Annotated in this window: 16 protein-coding genes, 1 other RNA gene and 1 pseudogene; 8 read left to right on the top strand and 10 right to left on the bottom strand. The window is 47.9% G+C overall.

The window, feature by feature from the left end; all coding sequences use genetic code 11:
• Positions 1-366: 366 nt before the first annotated feature.
• Together HBA26_RS16505 and HBA26_RS16500 are read right to left on the bottom strand one after the other, a co-directional pair.
• On the bottom strand, positions 367-1,977 hold the full coding sequence (locus HBA26_RS16505; protein WP_024274579.1) for a YfjI family protein: 1,611 nt from the start codon (positions 1,975-1,977) through the stop codon (positions 367-369).
• A gap of 227 nt (positions 1,978-2,204) precedes the next feature.
• The gene (locus tag HBA26_RS16500) at positions 2,205-2,414 is read right to left on the bottom strand and encodes an AlpA family phage regulatory protein (protein ID WP_004114618.1); all 210 of its coding nucleotides are present in this window, start codon (positions 2,412-2,414) and stop codon (positions 2,205-2,207) included.
• A 277-nt stretch (positions 2,415-2,691) separates the two neighbouring features.
• Between HBA26_RS16500 and HBA26_RS16495 the strand changes: the two genes are divergently transcribed.
• On the top strand, positions 2,692-3,453 hold the full coding sequence (locus tag HBA26_RS16495) for a hypothetical protein (protein WP_010434175.1): 762 nt from the start codon (positions 2,692-2,694) through the stop codon (positions 3,451-3,453).
• Positions 3,454-3,609: 156 nt separating this feature from the next.
• Here the strand turns inward: HBA26_RS16495 and HBA26_RS22945 are convergent.
• Positions 3,610-3,881: pseudogene (locus tag HBA26_RS22945) on the bottom strand (transposase); the annotation flags it as partial.
• Between the two features lie 498 nt (positions 3,882-4,379).
• On the opposite strand from HBA26_RS22945, the gene HBA26_RS16490 reads away from it, so the two are divergent.
• The 5 genes from HBA26_RS16490 to HBA26_RS16470 all read left to right on the top strand — a co-directional run bounded on the left by HBA26_RS16490 (position 4,380) and on the right by HBA26_RS16470 (position 14,091).
• Complete coding sequence (locus HBA26_RS16490) at positions 4,380-6,689, top strand: TerB N-terminal domain-containing protein (protein WP_024274578.1); 2,310 nt, start codon at positions 4,380-4,382, stop codon at positions 6,687-6,689.
• A gap of 3 nt (positions 6,690-6,692) precedes the next feature.
• Complete coding sequence (locus tag HBA26_RS16485) at positions 6,693-8,009, top strand: ATP-binding protein (RefSeq protein ID WP_010434173.1); 1,317 nt, start codon at positions 6,693-6,695, stop codon at positions 8,007-8,009.
• Positions 8,006-10,204 (top strand): DEAD/DEAH box helicase, encoded by a 2,199-nt coding sequence (locus tag HBA26_RS16480; protein WP_010434172.1) that lies wholly within the window; start codon positions 8,006-8,008, stop codon positions 10,202-10,204. Before HBA26_RS16485 ends, HBA26_RS16480 begins: the two co-directional genes overlap by 4 nt.
• A gap of 294 nt (positions 10,205-10,498) precedes the next feature.
• Positions 10,499-12,424: an AAA family ATPase gene (locus HBA26_RS16475; RefSeq protein ID WP_024274577.1), complete on the top strand. Its 1,926-nt coding sequence runs from the start codon at positions 10,499-10,501 to the stop codon at positions 12,422-12,424.
• On the top strand, positions 12,421-14,091 hold the full coding sequence (locus HBA26_RS16470) for an ATP-dependent helicase (protein WP_064343672.1): 1,671 nt from the start codon (positions 12,421-12,423) through the stop codon (positions 14,089-14,091). Before HBA26_RS16475 ends, HBA26_RS16470 begins: the two co-directional genes overlap by 4 nt.
• Positions 14,092-14,347: 256 nt before the next feature.
• Here HBA26_RS16470 and HBA26_RS16465 read toward each other — a convergent pair whose 3' ends face one another.
• From HBA26_RS16465 to smpB, 5 genes are all read right to left on the bottom strand, one after another.
• Positions 14,348-15,568, bottom strand: coding sequence for a hypothetical protein (locus HBA26_RS16465; protein ID WP_024274575.1), 1,221 nt, complete (start codon positions 15,566-15,568; stop codon positions 14,348-14,350).
• Positions 15,569-16,131: 563 nt separating this feature from the next.
• The gene (locus HBA26_RS16460) at positions 16,132-19,761 is read right to left on the bottom strand and encodes an AAA domain-containing protein (protein WP_024274574.1); all 3,630 of its coding nucleotides are present in this window, start codon (positions 19,759-19,761) and stop codon (positions 16,132-16,134) included.
• A 138-nt stretch (positions 19,762-19,899) separates the two neighbouring features.
• Positions 19,900-21,141: an integrase gene (locus HBA26_RS16455; protein ID WP_024274573.1), complete on the bottom strand. Its 1,242-nt coding sequence runs from the start codon at positions 21,139-21,141 to the stop codon at positions 19,900-19,902.
• 204 nt (positions 21,142-21,345) lie between these two features.
• Positions 21,346-21,709, bottom strand: a transfer-messenger RNA (tmRNA) gene (gene ssrA, locus HBA26_RS16450).
• Positions 21,710-21,798: 89 nt separating this feature from the next.
• Positions 21,799-22,281: an SsrA-binding protein SmpB gene (smpB, locus tag HBA26_RS16445; protein WP_008502505.1), complete on the bottom strand. Its 483-nt coding sequence runs from the start codon at positions 22,279-22,281 to the stop codon at positions 21,799-21,801.
• A 156-nt stretch (positions 22,282-22,437) separates the two neighbouring features.
• Here smpB and HBA26_RS16440 point away from each other — a divergent pair, with 156 nt between their 5' ends.
• Both HBA26_RS16440 and HBA26_RS16435 read left to right on the top strand, forming a co-directional pair.
• Positions 22,438-22,875 carry a type II toxin-antitoxin system RatA family toxin gene (locus HBA26_RS16440; RefSeq protein WP_008502504.1) on the top strand — a complete coding sequence of 146 codons (438 nt, stop codon included), beginning with the start codon at positions 22,438-22,440 and terminating at the stop codon, positions 22,873-22,875.
• Positions 22,865-23,152 (top strand): RnfH family protein, encoded by a 288-nt coding sequence (locus HBA26_RS16435; RefSeq protein ID WP_126345014.1) that lies wholly within the window; start codon positions 22,865-22,867, stop codon positions 23,150-23,152. Before HBA26_RS16440 ends, HBA26_RS16435 begins: the two co-directional genes overlap by 11 nt.
• 102 nt (positions 23,153-23,254) lie before the next feature.
• On the opposite strand, the gene bamE is transcribed toward HBA26_RS16435, so the two are convergent.
• Together bamE and recN are read right to left on the bottom strand one after the other, a co-directional pair.
• Positions 23,255-23,593, bottom strand: coding sequence for an outer membrane protein assembly factor BamE (gene bamE, locus HBA26_RS16430; RefSeq protein WP_028014132.1), 339 nt, complete (start codon positions 23,591-23,593; stop codon positions 23,255-23,257).
• A gap of 138 nt (positions 23,594-23,731) precedes the next feature.
• A complete protein-coding gene (gene recN, locus HBA26_RS16425) occupies positions 23,732-25,393 on the bottom strand; it encodes a DNA repair protein RecN (RefSeq protein WP_048957964.1) in 1,662 nt (553 codons plus the stop codon).
• Positions 25,394-25,442: the final 49 nt, after the last annotated feature.

Genomic DNA, 25,442 nt, shown 5'->3' with positions numbered 1-25,442 from the left:
AGATGTGTATAAGAGACAGTATCTATGTTTTTATTGACAATAGCGGTGATGATATTTTACGTATCATTAAATATATTTATTGGTTAACATCAATTAAATATTAATGTATTTGTCTCAAATGAGTAAGAAATACACCAGCAGAACTGTTTTATTAAATTACAGGTTTTAATGGCTGTTAATGATTCATATCCACAGAGCTTTACACCTGTCGTCATTATCTTTTTTTACTACTGTATTCTGAGAAAACCCCGCGCAGATCGCGACCAGTAGCGACTGGCGCGGGGTTTTTGCCTCTGTGGTTGTTTTCGAAGACGTTTAACCAGTGTACGCTCTGGCCATCCGGGCCTCTGTAGTGAGATGTCCCGATTAATATTCCAGCCTGTTAAAGTCGAAGTATTCAAAACCATACCTGCCAGTGACATTCTCTGGCGATGCAATAATCGGATTATGTCCGTTCTCCAGGAATGCCGGTGGAATACACCATGAGTGGCGACATTCCAGGGAAGGCATGGCAATATACACCGCAGAATGACGGCCGGGACGAATAAAACAAATCAGACCCAGTGCGATTAACTGCTCAAGAACAGATTGTGATTTACTGGCGTCACGCAGCCGGTTCGGGCCGTTCCGGTTTACCTCATTTTTCCTGAGTGGATATCCCTCATTATCGAGAAATTTCTCCTTAAGCCACCTGAACATCTCGTAAACGTCCTCCATAAATGCATTCCGTTCAGAAGAAGGGAAAAACAGCCTTTCCGCTTCTTCAAGATGCCATTCCACAATTTTGAAGGCGGCCTGGATGACCCCCCGCGAAATACATAAACTCTCAGGTGAATACATATATGTCAGAATGGCCGCAACCCTGAGGGCATTCGCCCCCGCTTTGGCTGCAATTTCACTGATATGCTCCATCTGCTGTCCGGGGGCTGTTTTACGGCTGAGCTCTGACTGTTTATCTGCCCAGTAAGTGGTCGCATCATCAGATAACCTGAGCGTTTGTTTTTGCGTATCGTGACTATAAAAACGCGCCTTTTGCTTATCAAGTAACTGGTTAATTTTACTGTGGAACACATTTAATGCTTCATCAGAATGAGCGTGGTCCGTATTTGTGCGGCGACGTCCCAGCGTGCTGATGGTATTGATATAAAGAAACCGCGACAGAAAACCACTTCCCTTGCTGAGTTCACCGTGGTTACGGCGGTAATTTTCAAAGACCGGGGGCTGAACCATTAATGCTAGGGTCAGGCAGGCGTTGATATCGTACTCCTCACCGCCCGGGCGGTGGTATTCATAGGTCTCTCCGTCCCAGGCTTTATTCAGTAAACCGAGGTTGTTTTTCAGATACCCTTTAAAAAAGGTAATTGCCTCATCTGAGAGCACCCCGGCTTCAGAATACCGGCTCAAACCTTCCAGGAGCGCCTTTGCGGTGGTGTCGTCATAAAGCATCGCCAGGCGGGTCGGAGGCTGCTGCCGGGTTTCTGCATGTTCATCTAACAGCCGTTCTTCCTCCGTCCCCTCAGAACCGCTTTTGATGGCAGTGTACAGATTACTGGTCAATGCTTTCTGGTGTATTTTCCAGATATTGTCAGCACGCAGGTGTGCCTTCATCAGACCGTCGTGCTGCTGCTTCATTTGCTCAGCGAATCGGTAAAAAGGCTTCATCACTTTTTTGCTGATACTGGTCTTACCTTCACCGGAGACCGCCAACGTCAGTAAATACAGTGCACAGTGCATCGGATCCGATGAGTGTGGTGGTACCACCTCAATATGAGCCTGACAGGCGAGGGAAGCGGCTGCCAGTACGGCCCCCGCTATCAGTTCCGCCGGGATACCCGTCTCGTTATAAAGAGCATCAATGACATCCCGCATCACCGGCGGGAACGCGCAGACAGGATAACCCTCCGGGGTTCTGTTTTGTACGGGAATATAAGGCTCCGGCATTTTCGGAATGACAGTGTGTGGCAGTATATTCTGCATGTAATATTCTCCTTGGTTACTGTTTTCAGTAACGGGTTAGTTGTGAATATAATAAAATAGCCAAGCGTCAAAATTTATTTAAAGTAATAATTTTACTCAATAAATAATCGCATTCAGTTTCCTTGCAACTGGCAAAAATATGTCGCAGCGAGTACATATTTAAATCAGAGACGTTGTTATATAACCTGCGTATCCTCCTTTAATTTTTACCAATACTATCTCATCGCTTATGATGCCTGCTGGCGTTCCAGCAGCCATGCATCCAGCTCTGACTCAAGCCAGCCGACGGACTGCATACCCAGCCTGCGCTGTTTCGGAAAGGTCGGGTCGTGGCGCGGCGACTTCGGGTTGATCCAGTCATAGATGGTTGAGCGGGCAATGCCCGTTTTGTTAACAACGGCGCGTATCCGCAGTATCCTGATACCTTGTACAGACATATCTGTTAATTCCCCCTGTTCTTTCGATATGGATGCAATTGTATGGTGCCGGAACAGGTAATGGCACCCGCCTGGTGGCTGTAGCAAAAAAGACATTTTATAACAACGAGATAGGGGGTTTTTTTAGGGTTTTTTCCCGTTTTTTGTTGGTGACAGAATGTTTTTTTTCGAAAATGGTGTCGGAAGCGTCTGGCTAAGGGCAAGAATGAGTCGTTCCAGGTGTCAGGCAAGGAAATTTACTGGAGTATAGAAATTGTCATTCGAAAAGAGGGACTTCATGGCTGATTTAGACAGGGATTTTACCCCTGATGAGTTACTCATCGTATTTCGTAAAAAGAGGAAAGCGTTACGTTTTCATCTCGGGATCAGACAGAAACATATCGCCAGGCAATGGCTGAATAAAGATACTGAAATTGTTATCGTGCTACAAACAGGGAGACAAACGAAGGATGAAGATTTAGCGCGGCGACTTGCTGATGAGCACGGAGAGAAAAAATGGCGGCGTTATCTGAAAATTTTCAGTCTTTCAGAATGGATGATAAAGGGGATCAGGAACGATATGTCTGAGGCTGAACAATACTGGAGGCAGGGAACATCGGCTCTCGAATCGGATCCAGATCATGCGGTGCAATTAATGCTGAAGGCTATCGCGTTGTTGGATCGCGGTCTGAAACGCAGTGAATCCGCAGCAGGTAAAAGAATCAAGGAACGGCATAAACTCAATTCTGCTTATGGCGGAAAGGTCAAAGCGACACGTTTTGATGGCGTTAAAGACGAAGTGATAAAACACCTGGAAGCGCAACCTGAGGGCTGGGAAACTAAAACCGATGCCATCAACGCAATTATTAAAGCGTTAAGGCCCTATATTGAGGAGCATGGATGGCCTTCCGCACAGGATAAAAACGACTCACGGGACGCGGCAATGGTGGAGGCAAGCCAGATCAAGTTGTTGGCTGAATGGTCAGTCAAAGACAAAAGAGTGAAGGCGGCGTTTGCGAAGGCAGTACAAAAACGTATCGGGGTGTCGCAAAATCGATAGTCCGGTACCTTGAGAGCGCGTACGTGATTCAATGTGACTGCCTTTTCTCAGATGTGGCTGTGCAGAAGAGCATAGAGCTGATAATAAGACGATACGAGCTCCCCTGAACATCATCGTCTTTTTAGCGATACTGACAGGGTTGATAGCGATACAACTTTTTAATGAGTAATCTGTCGGGAGTACCTTGCACTTTTTAATAGTATGCCGGATCACACTGTCCAATCTGGCAATGGTATTCGTCGTGTAAAACCGCCTCTGCCGCAGGTACCCCAGGTCATGGGTTAATGCTTTGTAGTCCTTCTAAGATACGAGCCGCAGGCTATTACGCACCATGTGAATGATACAGAACTTAATCCGCTCTCCGGATAAACTGCATTAATGGCGTCAGAGATGCTCTTCAGCTCATCAACGTAGGCGATGAGGATATCTTAACTTCGGCACAACTCAGCTCATAGCTTAATTAGTTGATAAAAATCAGCGTGGGGCCCCTCGCTATATCTGCTCATAGATCAGGTTTGACCTGACGCAGCTATTACACAAAACTAAACCAGCTACTCTTAAAATCCGAGAATGTACAGTCTCTAACGGCTTTCCAATAGTTACCGACATTCTCAACGAATAGGTAAATGTCATCATACAGCGGTCAGTTCTGCATCCCCAGTATATTTGCTCGTATGTTAACCTAGCATTAGTACAACATCATTCTTAGGCGAATGGCCCAGCAGGCTTTTTACTCCTTAAAAATTCACTTCTGGTGAAGTAAATTATTCAATGATTTTTGTCATTTAAATCAATTGGTTAATTTTAATTGCGATTTGCTTTTAACCATAGCGATTTAGACGTATTATTTTGAGATTAATCCACTTGCCATGCATTCCCTACCACATTTCAAATGTGAATGAAGAATTATTTTAAGGTTATATATCATGGAGTTATTGAAGTTTCTGGCGGCGATTTTAGTAATTTACTTGTTGTTTTTTAGAAAGAAAAAACGTAAATCTTCAAAGTCTTATGCTTCAAGCCCCGTGAAAGCACCGCCAAAAGAATGGCTCGCTGACATCAAGAAAAAAGAGGCGGTTGTGCGAAACGATGATAGTGAAGACGATAACCTTGCAACTTTTACATTGAGCGGTGGCCGGGGTGTTGAACTTCGGGTGACAACCAATCATTACCGGAACACCTCAAAGTCAGCAGGTGCACTAGCTCGATGGGTACTTCCGGGTGAGATGATAACTGTAGCTGGTGTAGCAATTAGCGGTGGCCACATTTACTTGGGGCAACGTATGAAGCCCTCCGGTCAGGAATCAGGCGGCTATTATGACGATGGAAATGAGGCATCATTAATTGATGACACATGTAAGATAAAACCTACTTCTTATCTTTACGAGGACAGTTCATTAGGATACTGGCCCAGTTTTTCTTCTCTTTCCCCAGAAGCACGCGGTGCGTATGTCAGTTGGCTCGCCAGCGATAGGTCTGATCCATTGTGTCCTATCGGCTATGTTTTTATCTACCTCTACGGCCTGGAAAGAAAAGCGCTCATAGATTCCACCGACCCAAAATTCCCTGATGCTGAGTTCCGTAATCTGTTCAATGAAGTAGCTCGGTTAAGATCCGTATTCATTGAGAACCGCTCATTCCGTGGATATTCGGCCCAGTTACTCGAAGCCATGTCTATTCTGCGCCCGAACATGGGCTTAGCCACTGAGCTCGATAGCAATTCAGGTTTCAGCAACAGCATGCAATTTAAGCTGGCTCTGGCAAAAACTGTACATGAAGGAGTCCCTGTATCAGCTGAACTGGCGTTGAGCTGGGTAATAAACCACACCGAGTATTCGCTGCGTACCCCGGCTCGCCGCTGTGCTAAAGAGTTTGCTGCGCTTTTCAAACGGCGTTACACCCTCAAATATGGTGAAGGGATGGTCGTTAAGGCGAATAAAACGCGCCTAAGGTTAGATTACACACCAGCAAGTCCTAGTTTGCGAGGTGTTCGACTCCCTGTTCCCGACCTGCCTGATCCAAGTGCGTTGAAGAGCCCTGTCCAGAAAATTATGGCTCTTGCCGACATATGTACGGATGAACTTGATGCTTATAGTCGCTACCTTGGTAGGAAAGGTACGTCAGTCAATGATACGGCTGCAATAATGTTGCTCCCTTCAGAGATCGTTAATGAAAGCGCAGAAAAAATATTAAGCTCATTCAAACGCTGGGCTGATGAGGCGATCCTCGTCAAGGAGGGGTTAGTCTCAGTTGCTGACTTTTGGGCACATATGAATGCCATTTGCCCCAATAAAATCAATAAAAAAGAGGCCGATTTGATGCAGGCCTTTGCTCTGAAGATGGGTTACGGTCTGGCACCTGACCCGTATTATCACCATGTGAAGGCGGATGTTGATGGGACACTTGTTCTATTCCCTGCCGCCGAAGGTGGACGCTTCTCACCTTCTTCTGAATTTATCTCAGCAGTAATGACGCTCAGATTAGGGGCGATGGTCGCCTTGATTGACGATTCTCTTGATCAAGCTGAACAGAAAGTGCTTGAGAATGCCATCAACAACAATACTGGCTTCACCGATGATGAAAAACGCTCTCTACATGCGTATTTAACGTGGCAACTTCATACCCCAGCCAATATGACAGGAATGAAAAGCAGGATTGAGTTGATGGGGGCTGCGGAAAAAGCTGCTGTGGGTAAAGTTATCGTTAGTGTTGCCTGTTCGGATGGGACAATAGCGCCTGCCGAAATCAAACAGCTTGAGAAGATTTACTCAAGTTTGGGGCTGGATCCCTCATCTGTCTCGAGCAATATCCATCAGCATTCCGCAACTGAACATGATCTCGTCTCGTCTGTACCAACTGATCAGCCAGCAGTAGGGTTCACACTGGATGCTAATGTACTTGCCCGCCACGAATCTGCCACGGATGATGTTCGTAAATTGCTGAACACAATTTTCACCGAAGAAGAACCGGAAGAGCCAGAAAGCGCTCCAGCCTCATTAACGGAGGCGGGGGGGCTAGACTCCGCACATAGCCAGCTTTATCGCAGTTTGCTGGAGAAAGAACAGTGGTCCCGGAAAGAGGCGACAGAATTGTGTGGAAATTTGAATTTGATGCTCGGCGGTGCGCTTGAGGTGATTAATGACTGGTCCTATGCGGTGGTTGATGCTCCGGTACTGGACGATGCCGATGATGATATCTGGGTTGACCTGGAAATTGCCAAAGAATTAGAGGGATAGTGAATGTCTGTAACACGTATAAGAGTGAAAGAACGCGACGCTATTATTCAGTCACTTAAGTCAGGTGTAACGCCAAGGATAGGCATTCAGCATATCCAGGTTGGCCGCGTGAATGAGATCACCGCTCTCCACCAGGATATTGAGAGGATTGCTGACGGTGGTGCAAGCTTCAGACTTATCATCGGTGAATATGGTTCTGGTAAAACGTTCTTTCTGAGTGTTGTGCGCTCTATTGCGCTAGAGAAGAAGCTGGTGTCAATCAGTGCAGACCTTTCTCCTGACAGACGCATTCACTCATCGGGAGGTCAGGCTCGTAATCTCTATTCTGAGCTTATGAAAAACATGTCCACCAGAAACAAGCTGGATGGTAATGCGTTACTTAGCGTTGTTGAAAGATTCGTTACGGAGGCAAGGAAGGAAGCTGACAAGGACGGCTCCGAGGTTTCATCAGTTATTCATAAACGCCTGGCAGCACTATCAGATATGGTCGGCGGATATGACTTTGCGAAGGTCATTGATTCATTCTGGCGCGGGCATGAGCAGGATAACGAAACACTAAAATCCAATGCTATTCGCTGGTTGCGGGGAGAGTACACCACTAAAACTGATGCCCGTAACGATCTCGACGTTCGGACTATTATCTCAGACGCTTCATTCTATGACTCTTTGAAGCTGATGAGCCTTTTTGTCCGCCAGGCAGGCTATGCCGGTCTTTTGGTCAGCCTCGACGAAATGGTGAACCTCTTTAAACTGAATAATACGCAAGCAAGAACAGCGAACTACGAACAGATTTTGCGGATCCTGAATGACTGCCTGCAAGGCTCAGCCGAGAATATTGGTTTTATCCTCGGGGGGACGCCAGAGTTCCTTTTCGATCCGCGCAAAGGTCTTTACAGCTATGAGGCGCTCCAATCACGTCTGGCGGAAAATCGGTTCGCGCAAAAAGCAGGAGTGATTGACTACTCGTCTCCCACTTTGCATCTTGCCAGCCTCACCCCTGAGGAACTGTATATTTTACTGAGAAATCTTCGTCATGTTTATGCAGGCGGAGATCCAGAGAATTATCTGGTTCCAGATGAGGCACTGACTGGATTTCTGCATCACTGTAGTAAAACCATTGGAGACGCTTACTTCCGTACCCCCCGTAATACCATAAAAGGTTTCTTGGACATGCTGGCCGTGCTGGAACAAAACAGAACGATGAACTGGCAAACACTAATCGAGGGTGTGGCGATTGAAGAGGACAGGCCCAGCGAAATGGATGACGTCATTATAGAGGAAAGCGATGACGACGACGGACTGGCGAACTTCAAATTATGAGCAGTGCCTATGATAGTCTCGATCCCCGCGTCCGTAAGTGGGTTTACAAGCAGGGGTGGTCTACATTAAGGCCCTTGCAGGAGAGTTCTATCCCGGCAATTTTAGCCCGTGATCGAGACGTGCTAATCAGTGCAGGCACAGCAGCCGGTAAAACAGAGGCTTTCTTTCTTCCTGCCTGTTCGGCAGTTGCAGATCTCACTAATGGATTTGGCATCGTCTATATCAGTCCGTTGAAGGCATTGATTAACGATCAGTACCGTCGTCTTGAGAGCCTTGGAGATGCATTGGAAATGCCAGTGACTCCTTGGCACGGGGATGTACCACAAAGCAAAAAGAAGAAGGCTCGGACAAACCCTGCTGGCATTTTACTGATTACACCTGAGTCACTTGAGTCTTTGCTCATAAATTCAATGGGCTGGCTCAAACAGGCGTTTTCGTCAGTCGCATACATCGTTATTGATGAGTTTCATGCTTTCATTGGCTCAGAGCGTGGTGTACAGCTGCTTTCTCTGCTCAATAGAATTGACCATGTGCTAGGACGCCAGGTAAATCCAATTCCCCGCGTTGCGTTGAGTGCCACGCTTGGGGAACTGGAGAAAGTACCCGAACTTTTGCGCCCGGACAAACGACTACCCTGCGTAACTGTTACAGATAGTAAGAGCGAGGCCACTCTTCAGGTACAGGTCAAAGGTTATCTGGAGCGAGTGCTCCAAAAAGAAGAAGAACTTCAGAGTTCAGCTGAACATGACGTTTGCGCTGACATTTTTAGACTTTGCCGTGGCGATTCTCATTTGGTCTTTGCAAACAGTCGAAAGCGGACTGAAAGCATTGCTGCCACGCTGAGCGACATGTGTGAGGAACATATTGTTCCCAATGAATTCTTTCCCCACCATGGTTCCCTTGCCAAGGAATTGCGGGAAGCGCTTGAAACTCGTCTTCAGAAAGGAAATTTGCCCACAACAGCTGTTTGTACAATGACGCTTGAGTTGGGAATTGATATCGGTAAGGTTAAGTCGGTTATCCAAGTTACGCCTCCGCATACTGTTTCCAGTCTGCGTCAGCGTATGGGACGTTCTGGGCGACGCGACTCCCCATCAGTTCTAAGAATGCTAATTACAGAAAATGAGCTCACTGTGACTAGCAGTATCGTTGACCACCTACGGCTGCATTTGGTCCAGTCGATGGCAATGATCAGATTGATGATCTCTAAACAATGGTTTGAGCCTGCCGATTCCCAGCAGATGCATTACTCCACGCTGCTACACCAGATTCTTGCAATTACCGCGCAATGGGGCGGAGTTCGTGCCGATCAACTCTGGTCGCAGCTATGTCAAACAGGCCCGTTCCGTAATGTGGATATAGGCGATTTCAAAAGCCTGCTTAAACATATGGGGGCATGTGGCCTGCTCACTCAACTCGCTAGTGGAGAAATGGTTGTTGGGGCAGAGGGGGAGAAACTGACTAACCATTACACGTTTTATGCCGTGTTCAACACACCAGAAGAGTTCCGCATTGTCACCGGAAACAGAACCCTTGGAACAGTGCCTGTGGACTCCCCACTGCTACCAGATCAACACATCATCTTCGGTGGGCGGCGCTGGAGAGTGACAGAGATCGAGACAGAGAAAAAAGTTATCTATGTAGAGGCGACCAAAGGCGGTCAGCCACCACAATTTAGTGGGGGGGGAATGTCTGTTCATGATGCCGTTCGTCAGGAAATGCTCGCTATCTATAGGGAAGGTGATTACCGCATAGCAATAGGTAGCAAGAGAGTAGATTATGCCGATTCTGCCGCCAGAAGCCTATTTGCGGAAGGCAGCCGTAACTTCCAGAGTTATAACCTGCAAAATGAGTATTTTCTTACGAGCGGCCAATACTGTTACATCCTCCCATGGATGGGAGATAAGGTTGTCAATACGATTACAGCCTTGCTCATACGTTGTGGCTTTAAAGCTAATTCATTGGCTGGAGTTATAGAAATTGACGGCTCAAGTATCACTTCTGTTCAACAGGCCCTTAAAGACCTGCTGCAGTCAGGCTTGCCCTCAGCGTTTGATCTTGCTGTAAATGTTCCAGAAAAGTACTTAGATAAATATGATGAATATTTACCAGAGTTTCTGCTTGCGAAAGGATTTGGGGAAAAAGCGTATGACATTGAAGGCGCGTGTACCTGGCTGAAAGAACATCTTCAGTAAACTGGTTACATAAAAAGGGGGAGATGTTCCCCTTAAGCTTGAGGCCGATTGATGATATTAATTTTTGCTCTTGGCTCGGATCTGCCAGAAATCGAGGTCATAAGGTCTGCTTTGAGCGAGGAACGGACTCTCACACGTTTAGTAAACAAACAGCCATGTGCAGGATATTTGTGAATAAGATCAATTAATTATATTTTCCACATGAGATAATTAAATAGAGGGTATCTCAATTTTGACAACAACTAGGCTCGATGGCTAATTTAGTCGATAGCAGGAGCTGAAGGTAGGGGTAGAATGAAGCTGGAAACAATTCGGTTATCAGGTTTTCAGTCTTTTGGTCTTGAACCAACTGAACTGGGCTTAGAAGATATTACTTATTTAATTGGTCCTAATGGTTCAGGTAAAACCGCTGCACTACAGGCTTTATGCCGACTCTTTGCGTTTGACCCTACACTGCGACGCCTCCAACGTTCAGATTTCCATGTCCCTTTTGATGAGGTAGAGGTTCCTTCGGAGCGCCAGTTGTGGATAGAAGCCGATTTTTTATTTCCCGAACTTGCAGGTGATGAGGATAATAGCACCATAGCACCTCATTTTGGCCATATGCGATTGGACGAGCCAGAAGGTATCCCACGAGTGCGTTTTCGCCTCACGGCTACGATAGGACTTGATGGAGATATTGATGAAACCTTAATGTATGTTCTTGATATCAATGCTGATGGCTCGCCTCTTAATACCGCACAGGTTCCCCGGTCTGAGCGTAATCATATTCAAGTCCACTATCTGCCTGCCAGACGTGATCCTGCTGACCATATTACTTACGGCACGAATGCTTTACTCGGCCGTTTGCTTCGTGCGGTACGTTGGGATGCTGAGCGCGATACAATTAAACAATTGACCGATCAAATAAGCAACAGCCTTGCTGCAAACCCTTCAGTAAATGCATTTAGTGAAACATTAAAAACAACCTGGACCACCCTTCACAAGGGAAAATTTTTCGCTGATCCTAAAATCACATTTGTTGCTTCTGAGATTGAAGCACTGCTGCGGCATTTATCCGTTTCCTTTACACCAGGGCACGATGATTCACTTGTTGATTTCTCGCGGTTGAGTGATGGCCAAAAGTCAATGCTTTACCTTTCTTTAGTATTATCGTCTCAAGCTATTGGCAGAGCTGTGCTAGCGGAGGAAGATATATCCTTTGATCCCGATAAGCTACGCCCACCGGTGTTTACGTTGGTCGCCTTGGAGGAGCCAGAAAATAGTCTTTCTCCACATTACTTAGGACGCATCGTCAATGCCCTGAATATCATGACGAAAAGTGCGGATGCACAAGCTCTCATTGCTACACATGCTCCCACAATGTTGCGTCGTGTTGCTCCTGAGCTAATACGATATCTTCGGTTAACTCAGACTCGAAATACACGGGTAACCTGTATCAAATTGCCAGAGAAAACTGATGATGCACACAAATTTGTCCGGGAAGCCGTCCAGGCATTTCCAGAGATCTATTTTTCACGCTTGGTAGTGCTCGGCGAAGGCGATAGTGAAGAGATTGTATTGCCACGTTTGTTTCAGGCTAAAGGCGCGCCAGTTGATGAGTCTGCAGTCACGATAGCACCTCTAGGGGGGCGGCATGTCAATCATTTTTGGCGTTTACTTTCAGCGTTGGAAATTCCGTATTTGACGCTTCTTGATCTGGATGTAGCCCGCTATGCAGCAGGCTGGGGACGGATTAAATATGTCAATGCTCAGTTTGCTGTGTTTGAGCCAAGCAAAGAACTTCCTGCTGACTGGCCAATTCCAAAATGGAATGACAATACGTCGCCTGTGCGAACCCACCATTTTTTTAATGGTGGTACTCATGACATTTTTGTTGAACTCGAGAATAGATCGATATTTTTTTCCTCTCCAATGGATTTGGATTTTTCTATGCTTTTGGCGTATCCCGAAGCGTATGGTGTTGCTGAAGAAGAGCCAGATGAGTCAATTATTAAAGCGGTGCTTGGTAAAAGCTATTTCGATTCGACCCAATATAACGAAGAAGAAAAAAAGTTATTTGTCACTTATCATCAAAGTTTCAAACTTGGCAGTAAACCAGCTGCACATATAGATGCGTTGGCCAAGTTAAATGATGACGAGTTACTTGCAAAAATGCCTGAGTCACTAATCAGACTTGCTGATGCAGTTATTGCCAAATTGGCAGAGTTACCAGAATGATTGCCGTTGAAGAATGGCAACCCGCTGATGGGCTGACACTTGAACCAAATGCATTACGTGCAGCAAAGGAGAGTGATCGTTGCCTTGCGCTCACTGCAGGGCCAGGGGCTGGTAAAACCGAAATGCTTGCACAACGAGCGGATTTCCTTTTGCGTACTGGAACATGTCGGTACCCAAAACGAATTCTGGCGATTTCCTTCAAGGTTGATGCTAGCAGAAATTTGAAAGAGCGCGTCGAACGGCGGTGTGGTTCTGCTCTAGCTTCGCGTTTTGATAGCTATACCTTCCATGCATTTGCCAAGCGTATCATTGATCGTTTCAGACCGATACTTACAGGTAGGGATGCTCTAGATGCAGGCTATGCCATAGTTGACAAGAAAAATGGCCCTTCTCGGACTCAAATAGAATTCGGTGACCTAGTTCCGTTGGCAATCAAAATATTACAAAGTTCAAAAATTGCCCGTAATGCAATTCGGCAAACTTACAGCGATATTTTTCTGGATGAGTTCCAAGATTGCACTAATTTGCAATATGATTTGGTTAAGCTTGCTTTCCTGGGGACTAGTCTTCGCCTCACCGCTGTAGGTGACACCAAGCAAAAAATTATGGCTTGGGCTGGTGCATTGGATGGTGTTTTCCAGTCCTTTGCTAATGATTTTAATGCTGTATCACTAAACATGTATCGCAATTTCCGCTCTAAACCACTTTTACTGCAGGTTCAGAACAAAATAATTAGCAAACTAGATCCTTCTTCTGTCATGGCAGATGAACAATTGGATGGCAAGGGAGGTGAGGTTTATGCATGGCGTTTTGAGGATGGTCAGAAAGAAGCCATTTATTTGGCTGATTTGATAAATGGATGGATAAATACAAAACAGTTACCTCCTGCAGAAATTGCAGTCTTAGTTTCTAAACAGTTGGATCTATATGCAGGTCACCTTATGGCAGAGTTAGAAGCGCGTAAAATTCCATACCGTAATGAGCAGCATATGCAAGATATAACGGTCGAACCAGCCGCTCGTTTGATCGTAGATTATTTGTCTTGTCTGTACGGACAGCGAGAGCCTAAGTCTTGGATTCGATTGATGAATCAGCTCATACCTTTTGCAGATGAAGAGGTCCAGTCAAGCGTACGAAAAGACCTTGATCAGTTGATAAAAAAGCAACGCAAAGAAGTGTCCGATGCCAGAAAAACTGACTCACCTCATTCTGGAAGGTGGCGATTCGTCAGAGATTTTTTAAAACATGTAGGTTCTGAAACACTTGTCGCGCTATCACCCGATTATGAATCACGCGAACGCTTACTGGAGGTCGTTCGTGATACTAAAGCACGAATTGAAGATTTGATTAAAATTGAATCAGATTTACCTTGCGCATTAGGGAGATTTGCTGATGATCAAGCCGTAAGGATTCTCACTATTCATAAAAGCAAAGGACTGGAGTTCGACTCTGTCATAATCATGGCGGTTGAAAATGAAATATTTTTTGGCAACGAAGATGAAAATCGCTGCGCCTTCTTCGTGGGGGTCTCGCGTGCAAAAAACTGTTTGATTTTAACTCATGCAGATCAACGGGAACGTCCTGCTGATGCGAAACGCTGGGATATTAGACGAACTGCTCAATCTGAGTATTTTAGTTATGTTACGCCATTTATAGTGAAGCAATGAATATACTTTCAATATTTCATATGGTGTAATGGGGAAAATTTCAATCATTAATAAAGATCAATTTCTAATAATTATTTAAAATGCGTTTAAGCGGGTTTTCATGACCACATATCGATGATGACAGAGCCTTTATTTAATAATGGTGTTTTACAATCAGCATCCGCTAAATATATTTACCCCATAGCATATCACCTGGTGAATATAAAATGGGGTTGAGTATAATAAAGTAATGTAATTAAGTTACTATCAATCTGGCTTACCTGTTTTTTCCGTTTAAGGAGGTTTTGTATCTTTCAATAATTGATGGTAGCATTTTATCAATTAAGTGATTGTGAAATGCATGCATTGAGTGTGGTCGAGGAATTATAAACTGAGAAAGTTCCTCTAACGTAACAACAGAACTAGGAAACGACGTGTGTAAGTTAGAGATTTTAATAATTTCGCGCCCTAAATTTATCGCAGAATCAACGCAATCAGCACACATAGCTATATCATTGTAATTGCCACCAGTTTTCGATTGAAATAATGGGACTTTCTTTATTTCCAGTATCCATGGGTTCTTTTTAGATGCTCTGACACAGAAATATTTACTTCGTTTACAACATGGGCAAGACCATTGCTCATCATATCTATTCCAGTACTTACCTCTAGTAGATGAAAGGTGGGAAATTTCATTTTGTAAAGGAGACCTTTTAGCAACAGGATTTTTTTTGTTTCTCCAGGAATTGACTTTTCCTTTAAATGGTTCACTGGTATATAGCAATTTTTCCGGTTCAACCTTATCAAAGTCAAACAAGCCATTCATACCAAAAAAATGAGTGGCAATACGCTCAGTTTGTTTCGCTGTTCTGCTTGAAGGTTGATACCAGTCTTGTTTATCAGCCGCTATTGTCGCAAATTGCTCAGCCAGATTCATGCGTATCTTGAATACTGACTCTAATCTCGCCCAAACTTTCCGAGCTATTTCAATATCAATTCGATGTTCACTATTTGGGGTGACGCAAATAAATTCGGAGATTTCTTTTGGAGAAAAAGAAAAGAATTTATGGCACTGAACCAACCGCTTAGCATCCGCATCAGCTTTATTGCAATCAAAGCATATAACTGTATTGTCATAAGCTGATAATGCAAAAGCTATTTTTATTGCGAATTTTTCAGAGTGCTCATCTGCAACGATATTATTTTTCCTTATTGAAATGTCTTCGAAAAGCGATTTTACGACTTCCTTCATATGGTCATGATGCTCATGCAGTTGGCATGTTAAAAAATTATTTTTATTCAACCTCACGATTTCTGATTTTTTTCTTTTGCAGCATGGACACATCCACTCAACTGGCGTCATAACCCACCATTTATTGAGATGAGCGCCATCAGCGTTAAACATAGACACTAATTTCTTGGTCGATAATGTGAACTCGGAGTCCAAGCCATTCAGATCCCTATTTGATAGAGAACGCTTAAATTCTTCCCATTCCACATTTGACTCCTGCCAAATTTGTTAACCTATACAGTATGTTATCATTAAGGCGGTCGGTTACAAAATCTGAAGTGCAATTTAACAATACAGTGGTATTTAGCTGCCCTTTAGGATGAGACATTAGTTATGTCAGCAATGTCCGCTCCTGGCACTAAACGGGTTAAAGCAGACTGATTTGATGAGATAAGGGTATAGATGAATTCTCCATACCCTTGAACGATTACTTCCCAGTTGATTTGCTTGGTTTCAGTCCTGGGGTATTGCCGGGTGTATCCTTATTATCACGTCTGCGTTGATCGGGTTTTCCTGTTGATTTTGCAATTGGTTTTGGACCAGGTTTAAGCCCCATAATCATACTCCTTAGCCATGTCAGAGGTTATTCCTCAGTGTGGATATAAGGGGAGCGGTAAGAATTATCAAGCTTGGATGGGCGGTGTAAAGTGACTGCTTGACTATTATGTGAGCAATGTCAGCTTTTAACACATAGCGGCCAGCCCATTACTGAAGTTAGCCAAAAATGAGTCGCGATGAGCCCTCAATAATGAGGGCCACCTCGGAGATTGTTAGGCTGATTTCGCTAATTGCCGATGCAGGACCTGAAGGCTAGTTCCCGCCCCTGCCCATGCAGCAGCCGAGCCGACCACATACAGGTTTTGCTTGGCGCGTGAGACAGCTACATTGATTATGTTTGGTGGGCTTGCCGCCCACTGACGCGCCCTTTGCTGACTCGCTTTCGGCGCACCCAGCAACAGGATTACCGTGTCCGCCTCTCGGCCCTGGAACGTGTGGATTGTGCCTACACGATCACGGCACCATTCATCCAGCTTTACGCCGAACGTTCGCAGCAGATCAGTTTCACTGCCGAGACGCCGACGCATGTTCTGCTCTACGATCTTGAATGGTGTGATGATAAATACGTCCGGATTTGTAATGCCCGATGCTGCCAGCTCTTTGAGCATTCGCACAACCGCTTCGCCCTCGTCGGGACACCACTTCGTCTCAGCATCGCCATTGATATCCACCCAGTGAGATCTCCCCAAAGCCGAGCCGATAGATCCGGGTTTTTTAGGCCCGACAGCATGGACCATCTGCCCGGCATAGGCGATGGAGTTAGAAACATCAAACATTGGGTTCTGGCAACGCCTGTGAACGAGCAATGGCAGCCCGACTTCTCGATCACCTACGTCCATGACGAAGGTGGATTTGAAGCGCGATGCCTGATCAGCAAGGGTCTGCGTAGATGCTGCGGGGGCAGACCATTCGACTTGGTCAATGTCAAAGAACTTGCAGATTTCGGCGTTCAGCTTTTCAGGAAGTGAAACTACAGGTGGGATTTGCAACGGGTCACCTACCACAATGGAGCGCTTTGCCCGCATGATAGCTCCAACTGCTGCCTGAGGAACGGCTTGGCCCGCTTCATCTACCAGAAGCCAACCAATGCTCTCTGGTGGCAGATCCCCGAACATTGTCCGAACAGAGGCGAATGTCGTGGACACGGTCGGCACAACCACGAAAAGGCTTGACCAAAGGTCGGGGAGAAGTTCACGGTGAGCGGAAGACTGGAAGGCACCAGCTACCATGCCTGACATCAATAACCCAAGATTGTGTTGCAAGCGGCTGGCCGAAGCATCGATGAACGTTTTATGCACAGTCAGGGCAGCGGCGAAAAGATCCTCTCGCAGGCGATGAACCTCATCGGGAAGCCATGGCGCAGTGAGGTGGATAGCCTCGTGCTCGCGCTCGAAGAACCTCTCATCAACGACCCTGTCTCCCATACGGTTTCGTGCCTGTGCCTCGGTTGCCTTCAATTTCGAGACAGCCTGACTTTTGCTGGAAATTTCCTGGTCGAGTTGCTGTAACTGGGACTCAGTATTGCTCCACTCAGCCCTTGCAAGCTCTAGGGCACCGTCCGTCCCCTGCGCCCGTATGACTGATTGCTGCAAGGTCGCCGAGAGCTTCTGCAGTGTCGATCTCCACGACTTCCAGGCCGCAGTCGCAAACAAACGGGAGAAGAAACCTGGACGGCAAGCGAGATGGCTTTCGAGCATGATCTTGCCCTGCTCGATCTGCGATTTTGCCTTCTCATGCTCTCGTTGGCAGGATTCAGCAGTCTTGTGTGCCTCTTCGACGGCTTCATTCAGACTCGGTCGACGCTGTTCAGCCCTTTGAAGTTCGGTGATCGCTCCCTTGAGCGCCTGGATATCCCGTCGCATCTCTTCGATGCTGGCGATTTCGGCGTCTACCGTCTCCTTAAGTTTAAGAAAGGCGGTTCGCGCTTTCAGCCAGGCCGCAGCAGCATCCGCTTCGTTGGTGCTGGGCCGCTCATTGACAACCACGCTGGGCATCACGCGATCGATGGTTTCGCCAGTTCGCTCGTCCTTGATCTCACGCATGACATCTATGCCGCGAGCTGCTTTCAGGTAGGTAAGGAAACCACCGTCTTCATTCCACCAGAAACCTTGCTGAAACGCGCCTCGGTTGCTGCTCTTGCCGAGAGCTGCGGCGATCAGCCCCCAGGTTTCGACAGTGTCGGAGGGGATGTCCCCCTCGGCCTCGGCTTCGAAATAGCCGGCGCGTTTGGGATTCGCAATCAGGTCGCTGATGGACCGGAAGTAGGCGATCTGTTCATGGCGACCATTGGCTTCCTTGAGAGGAAGCTCTTTACTGACGTTTTCGACCGCTTTGTTATTGGAGGAGGCTACGACGATCTCATGGCCTCTCAAGGATGCATGTAACTTGTAGAAGTGCAGGAATGCATTGGAACCGAATGCCAGCTTCTCGCCTGTTGTGGAAAAGGCATCCTGCGGTTTGTTGAAGCCGGACATCGCCGTGGCCCGATCGAGAATGCATCCAACGACGATATCCCGGAGAAGAGTGGTCTTTCCGGTTCCCGGAGGCCCATTGACGCCGATGATACCTGGAGCATCGTTCAGCTCAGCACGCGCCGCATTCACGGCAGCCTGTTGAAGCAACACCAGTGGATGGCCGCCTTTCGAAGGCCAACTAGCCTGCGGCATGAGCGACGGTGCGACGAACGGCTCAACTGCGGAAATGGGCGATAGCACGTCGATTTTCTGGTCAGGTCTGCCAATTCCCATGTAGCGGCGCAAACCGGTTCCGGCTTTGCCCGTCTCGAGCAATTTGGTTGCTTCACCGAGATCTTCAAGATAGAAGGAATTCAGTAACGAAGGTTCAGGCGGCGCCTTAGCCTTGAAATGATGAAACACCTTAATCGCGAATGTGGGTGGCTCAACCAAATGCTCGGGTACACTGAACTGCGATACAAGCCATTTATAAGCTTTATGAACAACATTCAGATCGATCGGTATGGGTTCTCCATCTTTGTTGTGGTGGCGAACCATTCGATCCAGATGCTCGATAATGCGCGTCTCAACATTCGGCCAATTCCCTAAACTCCCAAGCTTCAGATCGAGAGCCGGCTTGAGTGCCCAGGCAAAACTGGACACGGCAACGCCTTTGTCCTCAAGCACATAGCCTTCTTTGTCGATCAGGATCGAGCCGATGGCCGCTTTCTTACCGTCCGGGCGTGAACGCTCCTCATCCTCGCCAAAAACCTTGACCAGCTCGTCCGTCGCCTTGTCGAGAGCGATGGAGCCGAGGACGACCTCGAAATAAAGCTTATAACTGGGCTTGCTGCGGGCATTTGGTCCCCATGGAACACCTCGCTCCAATAGAGCAACCCTAGAGCGGTCGCCGGTTACCATATCCTCTGGGCGTTTATAACCTTGAGGCGACAGTGCTTCGAGGGCTGTCCATGCTGCCAGTATTGCTCGCGCATCATTCGCCTTACCTGATGGAGAAAAAGACGGGATCGGACCAAGGTCGATTTGGTCTTTGTCGAATTGCTCTCGTATGGCAGAGTCTGGGATGGCCTTCAGTTGCAGTTGCTCTTCCGCAGCAGGCGAATTGTGGGGCACAACTCGAGAAGATTGAATGGACACCGAATCGGGATGGCGTGTTGATGGGCTGGGAGCCGACATGGCGACCACGCTGTGGCCGCTAAGTGCAAATAGAGATTGCTCGATTTTAGCCGTCAGCATCCGCGCCCTGGCAGTGTTGCGAAAGGTTAGCTCGCTCAACAACTGTTCAAGTTCGCTAACATTGTTGCTGGACTGCTCGAAGATTGCTTCCAGATCGAAGATTGATTTTTGCGCATACTGCCGTGTCTTCATTTATTTCTGCGGCTCCATATCCCTTCAATTAAGAGATATTATGCTAATTAGCTTGATTTCTAAAACTATTAGCTTTCGCTTGAAATATAAATTCTCATCTGGCCCACTACTAAAGTCGCAACTGTCATTAATTATCCGTCATCCCGCTAAACGCTCTTCCCTCATACCTCCCTCAATCATACTTCCGCGATCAGCAGCCATAACAAAATCAGCCCACCATTGCATCATCGGTCGCCGTTGCTCAAGGTAATCACTGCGGTTATAAGCGCGACGTACCTCATTTTTGTCTACATGAGCCAGTGCTGCTTCAATGACATCAGGCAGAAATCCTTCCTCATTGAGTGCCGTACTAGCGATAGAACGTAAACCGTGTGATACGAGTACGCCTCCTAAGCCAGCACGCTTGAGTGCAGCATTCACTGTCTGGCTGTTCATCGGCTGGGTAGGCTTAATGCGACTGGGAAAGATAAATTCTCGATTTCCACTTAACGGCTTCATCATCTCCAGTATCGCAATTGCTCCATCTGACAATGGAACAGTATGGTCGCGGTTCATTTTCATGCGTGCTGCAGGAATCTTCCATTCTCGTGCTTCTATGTCAACCTCTTCCCAGAGAGCTTCAGCCGCTTCGGCAGGGCGGGTAATAGTAAGAAGTTGCCACATGAACAGGCAGCGTGTGGAAAGGCTAATGCTGGCTGTTCGCATTGTCTGCATCAGTTGTGGTAGCTGATCCGGTCGAATGCTGGGCATATTTTTCTTCTGCGGTTTCTCGAATGCTTTACCGATATTAACGCTGGGAACAGCATCAATTAGCCCTGTGTTTTGGGCATAGATCATGACCTCATTAATGCGTTGGCACAGGCGACGAACGGTTTCCAATGCTCCTCTGGCCTGAACCGGTTGGACGGCCTGAACTAGTGTATGAGCTTTAATATCTGTAACGCTGACGTCGCCAATTGCAGGAAAAACATCTCTTTCAAGAGAGCGCCAGATATCTTCTGCGTAGTCCTCGGTCACACTGGCCTTCTTCACATTCCACCAACGTTCAGCCACGAGCTGGAAAGTATTGGTTTTGGCTTCCAGCGAACTGCGAAGTTGTTCTTGCCGATGCTCCTGTGGATCGATTTGTTTCGCGAGGAGTGAGCGAGACTCTGCCCGGTAGTTTCTGGCATCGGAAAGGGTAATTGATGGGTAGGGGCCGATGCTCTTCTTCGCGCGCTTCTTGGTGACAGGGCGAATATAGCGAAACTGCCAGATTTTACTCCCGCTGGATTTGATGAGTAGCTCAAGGCCATCACCATCATAGAGAACGTAGTCCGCTTCTTTGGGTTTGGCTGATTCGATTTCTTTAACGGATAGAGGTTTGGTTTGTCTTGCCATTGCCGGGTTTCCATAGTTTTAGGCACCTCAAAAACAATAAAGCTTTATGAGGTGCCTAACAAGGTGCCTAAAAGGTTCGGATTTAATTAGTTGGCATCAGACTTAGCGGGACAAATTGAGGGCACAAAAAAGCCCGCAGGGCTTGCGCCGTGCGGGCTTTCAGGACTTCATCGGATGACTCTGGTAATCACCGATGGAGAATTTTGGTGGAGCTGGCGGGAGTTGAACCCGCGTCCGAAATTTCTACATCCTCGGTACTACATGCTTAGTTTGTCTTTACATTCGCACGCCAGCTGCGGACAGACACGCCACTAACGAACTAGCCTGATTAGTTTTAACGCTTCAACCCCAGGCAGGGCTTCCACGCGATCTCTTTTGGGTTTGACCTCTCTTTGATCCCCGTCTTAAGAGCGGAAGCTAGGGAGAGAGGGCTCAAAGCAGGTTATTAAGCTGCTAAAGCGTAGTTTTCGTCGTTTGCGACTATTTTTTTGCGGCTTTTAACGAGGCAAACCGCCCCTCGGCATGCACCTTGGGTTTCGCAAATCCCGTCGAATCCAGAATCAGCCCCAATAGTGTTGAACTAAGTATACCAGATTTCACTTCCTGGATACCAGCCCGGAACGCTAACTTATTGAATAGTACAATAAGTGTGCAGAATCAACGTCCTGCGTTTTTCATAATGCGCGCTTTATCCAACTGCCACTCGCGTTCTTTCAGGTCAGTACGTTTGTCGTGCTGTTTTTTACCTTTCGCGACACCAACTTTCACTTTGCACCAGGCATTTTTCCAGTACAGTGACAGGGCGACCACGGTGAAACCTTCACGGTTGATGCGTCCGTAGAGGGATTCCAGCTCACGCTTGTTCAGCAGCAGCTTGCGGGTGCGCGTTGGGTCACATACGTAGTGCGACGAGGCGACGGTCAGCGGCGTAAAGTTCGCGCCGAACAGGAAGGCTTCGCCATCTTTAAGGATCACGTAGCTGTCGCCGATGTTGGCTTTCCCGGCGCGCAGCGATTTTACTTCCCAGCCCTGCAACGCAAGGCCAGCTTCGAATTCTTCTTCAATGAAATACTCGTGGCGAGCACGCTTGTTGAGCGCAATGGTCGCCGAGCCTGGTTTATGTGCTTTTTTCTTCGTCATAAGTGTCGTAAAGCCGTCGGTAATCTGATTTCAAAAAGTCACCTCATTGCGTCCTGTGAGGTCTAACGCGCTATCTTAGCACGAGATGAGGCTTAGCGTTTTTTTAACAGGTGATAAATGTTATTATTTGTCCGTTGTGTGACCATGGAAAATGCTATGCCTCAGATTAGCCGTACTGCGCTCGTTCCTTACAGCGCGGAACAAATGTATCAGTTAGTGAACGATGTTCAGTCTTATCCAGAGTTTATCCCGGGATGTACCGGGAGCCGCGTTCTGGAGTCTGGCCCGACGCAGATGACTGCGGCGGTGGATGTCTCCAAAGCGGGGATCAGCAAGACGTTCACCACCCGCAATACGCTGACTAACAATCAGAGTATTTTGATGCATCTGGTGGATGGTCCATTTAAAACCCTGATGGGTGGCTGGAAGTTTACGCCACTGAGCGCTGACGCCTGCCGCATTGAGTTCCATCTGGACTTTGAGTTCACCAATAAGCTAATTGAGCTGGCGTTTGGCCGCATCTTTAAAGAGCTGGCGTCAAATATGGTTCAGGCGTTTACCACCCGCGCCAAAGAGGTTTACAGTGTCGCATAAGATTGCTGTAGAGGTGGTCTACGCGCTGCCGGAGAAGCAGTACCTACAGCGTGTAATGCTGGAAGAGGGTGCCACCGTTGAGGCGGCTATCCGCGCGTCCGGCATCCTTGAGCTTCGCAGAGATATCGACCTGGCGAAGAACAAGGTCGGGATTTACAGCCGTCCGGTGAAGCTGGGCGACGTGTTGAAAGAGGGCGATCGGGTGGAGATTTATCGTCCACTGATTGCCGACCCGAAAGAGCTGCGTCGCCAGCGTGCGGAGAAGGCGGGTAAGTAGCGCTTCTTCCCCTCACCCTGTTCCTCTTCCCAAAGGGGGGAAGGGATAAAGAAAAACAAAAAAGGTGCTCGTTGAGCACCTTTTTGCATTTCTGGCTTCTGATTATTTTGTCAGGGCAGGTTTGTTGTCGATGTTGGTCAACACACCGGCGCTGCTGAAGGTCAGCGTCAGGGTCTGCTGGGTCACGCTTTCGTGGCCAGGCTGCTGACGGAATACATAGAACCAGGTGTTAGTGCCGAACGGATCGGTCATCATCGGGGTTCCCAGTGCATAAGCGACCTGCTGTTGTGTCATCCCCACGCGGATTTTGGACACATCGTTAGGGGTAAGGTAGTTCCCCTGGTTGATGTCAGGACGGTAAACCACTTTCTCCAGAGTGGAACAGCCTGCGGTCAACATCAGAAGAACCGCTGCGGCAGCGGTCAGCATTTTACAACGCATAGTGATTTGATTCCTTTTCGGGCCCGAGCAGAACGCGGCTCATATGTAATATGCCGATGATAATAGACCTTGCCCCACTTTGAAACCGGTCTGGCGGCGTTTTTGTTGTTCTGTATGACCCTGAGATCCCGAAAAAGTTTATGCCGCCAGCAGTTCTTTCGCGTTCGCGAGCGTGTTACGCGTGACTTCACTGCCGCCGAGCAGTCGTGCCAGCTCCTGAAGACGCGCGCGTTTATCCAGCGGCTTCATGTGCGTTTCGGTCATTTCGCCGTCGGTTTCTTTACTGACAATAAAGTGATGATGACCACAGCCCGCGACCTGCGGCAGGTGGGTGACACACATCACCTGCGTTGACTCACCTAGCTGGCGCAGCAGTTTACCCACCACTGCCGCCGTTGGGCCGCTGATGCCGACATCCACTTCATCGAAAATCAGCGCCGGGGTTTCCATTTTACGCGCGGTAATCACCTGAATCGCCAGCGCAATACGCGACAGTTCACCACCGGATGCCACTTTGGAGATTGCCTGCAGCGGCTGCCCCGGGTTGGTGGTGACGCGGAACTCGATGCGATCCGCCCCTTCTGCTGTCAGGTGGTTCTCTTCAAAACGGACATCAATGGTGAATACACCGTGCGGCATCGCCAGCGTGTGCATGCTGTCGGTGATGTGCTGGCTTAGCTCCTGAGCGTAATGTTGACGGATCTCATGCAGTTTTTTCGCCGTGGTCAGCGCCTGCTGATGATGCAGGTTCACGGCCAGAGAGAGGGTTTCCTGCGAATCCGCCTGATCGTCAAGCTGCTGCTGTTCTTCGAGCAGAGACTGATAATAGCCTGGTAGTTCTTCCGGCGTGACATGGTGCTTGCGCGCCAGTGAAATCTGACGAGAAAGGCGCTGCTCCAGCTCAAACAGGCGGTTCGGGTCGAGGTCCAGCCGTTCACAATAATGACGCAGTTCGTCACTGGCTTCTGAGATTTGAATCGCGGCCTCTTCCAGCATATCCAGTACGCCAGAAAGTTTACTGTCCATGCCGGCCAGTTCGGTGACCAGTTGACGGACATTGTACAGCTGGCTCTGCAGGTTAACGTCTTCGCCATCTGCCAGCATGTTGAGGGCATTCTGGCTGGTTGAGAGCAGGTGGCCGCTGTTGGCGAGGCGCTTGTACTCTTCGTCAATTTGTTCAAACTCACCCGCCTGCGGGTTGAATTCGTTCAGCTCTTTAAGCTGGTACGCCAGCAGCTCCGCACGCGCGGCGCGCTCCTGGCTTTGCTGCTGGTGCTGGGCGAGCTCGCGGCAGCTCTGATGCCACTGGCGGTAGTGCTCCGCCATAAGTTGAGTAAGCGCGTACTCACCCGCATAGCCATCAAGCAGGGCTTTCTGCTGTTCTGGTTTGACGAGTTGCTGATGCGCGTGCTGACCGTGGATCTGGATAAGCAGCTGGCCGAGTTCGCGGAGCTGGGAGAGCGGGACTGCCGTGCCGTTGATAAAGCCACGGGAGCGCCCGTCGCTGCTGATCACGCGGCGAAGTAAACACTCACGTCCATCTTCGAGCTGATTTTGTTCCAGCCAGCGCAGGGCTGCAGGGGTATCTTTCAGGGAGAAACGTGCGCAAAGATCGGCGCGGTTTGCGCCCATGCGCACCATGTCGCCTTCTGCACGGCCGCCAAGGCACAAGCCGAGGGCATCAATGGCAATGGATTTACCCGCACCGGTTTCGCCGGTGATCGCCGTCATGCCGCTGTGGAAATCGATCTCAAGCTCACGAACAATGGCAAAGTTGCTGATGGTCAGTTGTGCCAGCATAATTGTTTTCCTGTATGAAAAACCATAACTGTGTTTTCATGCAGTATAA

The sequence above is a fragment of the Enterobacter sp. 725m/11 genome, assembly GCF_011683705.1.
Lineage (GTDB): Bacteria > Pseudomonadota > Gammaproteobacteria > Enterobacterales > Enterobacteriaceae > Enterobacter > Enterobacter bugandensis.
Note: the sequence above shows the minus strand (reverse complement) of the source record. Positions and strands in the feature narration are given on the sequence as shown.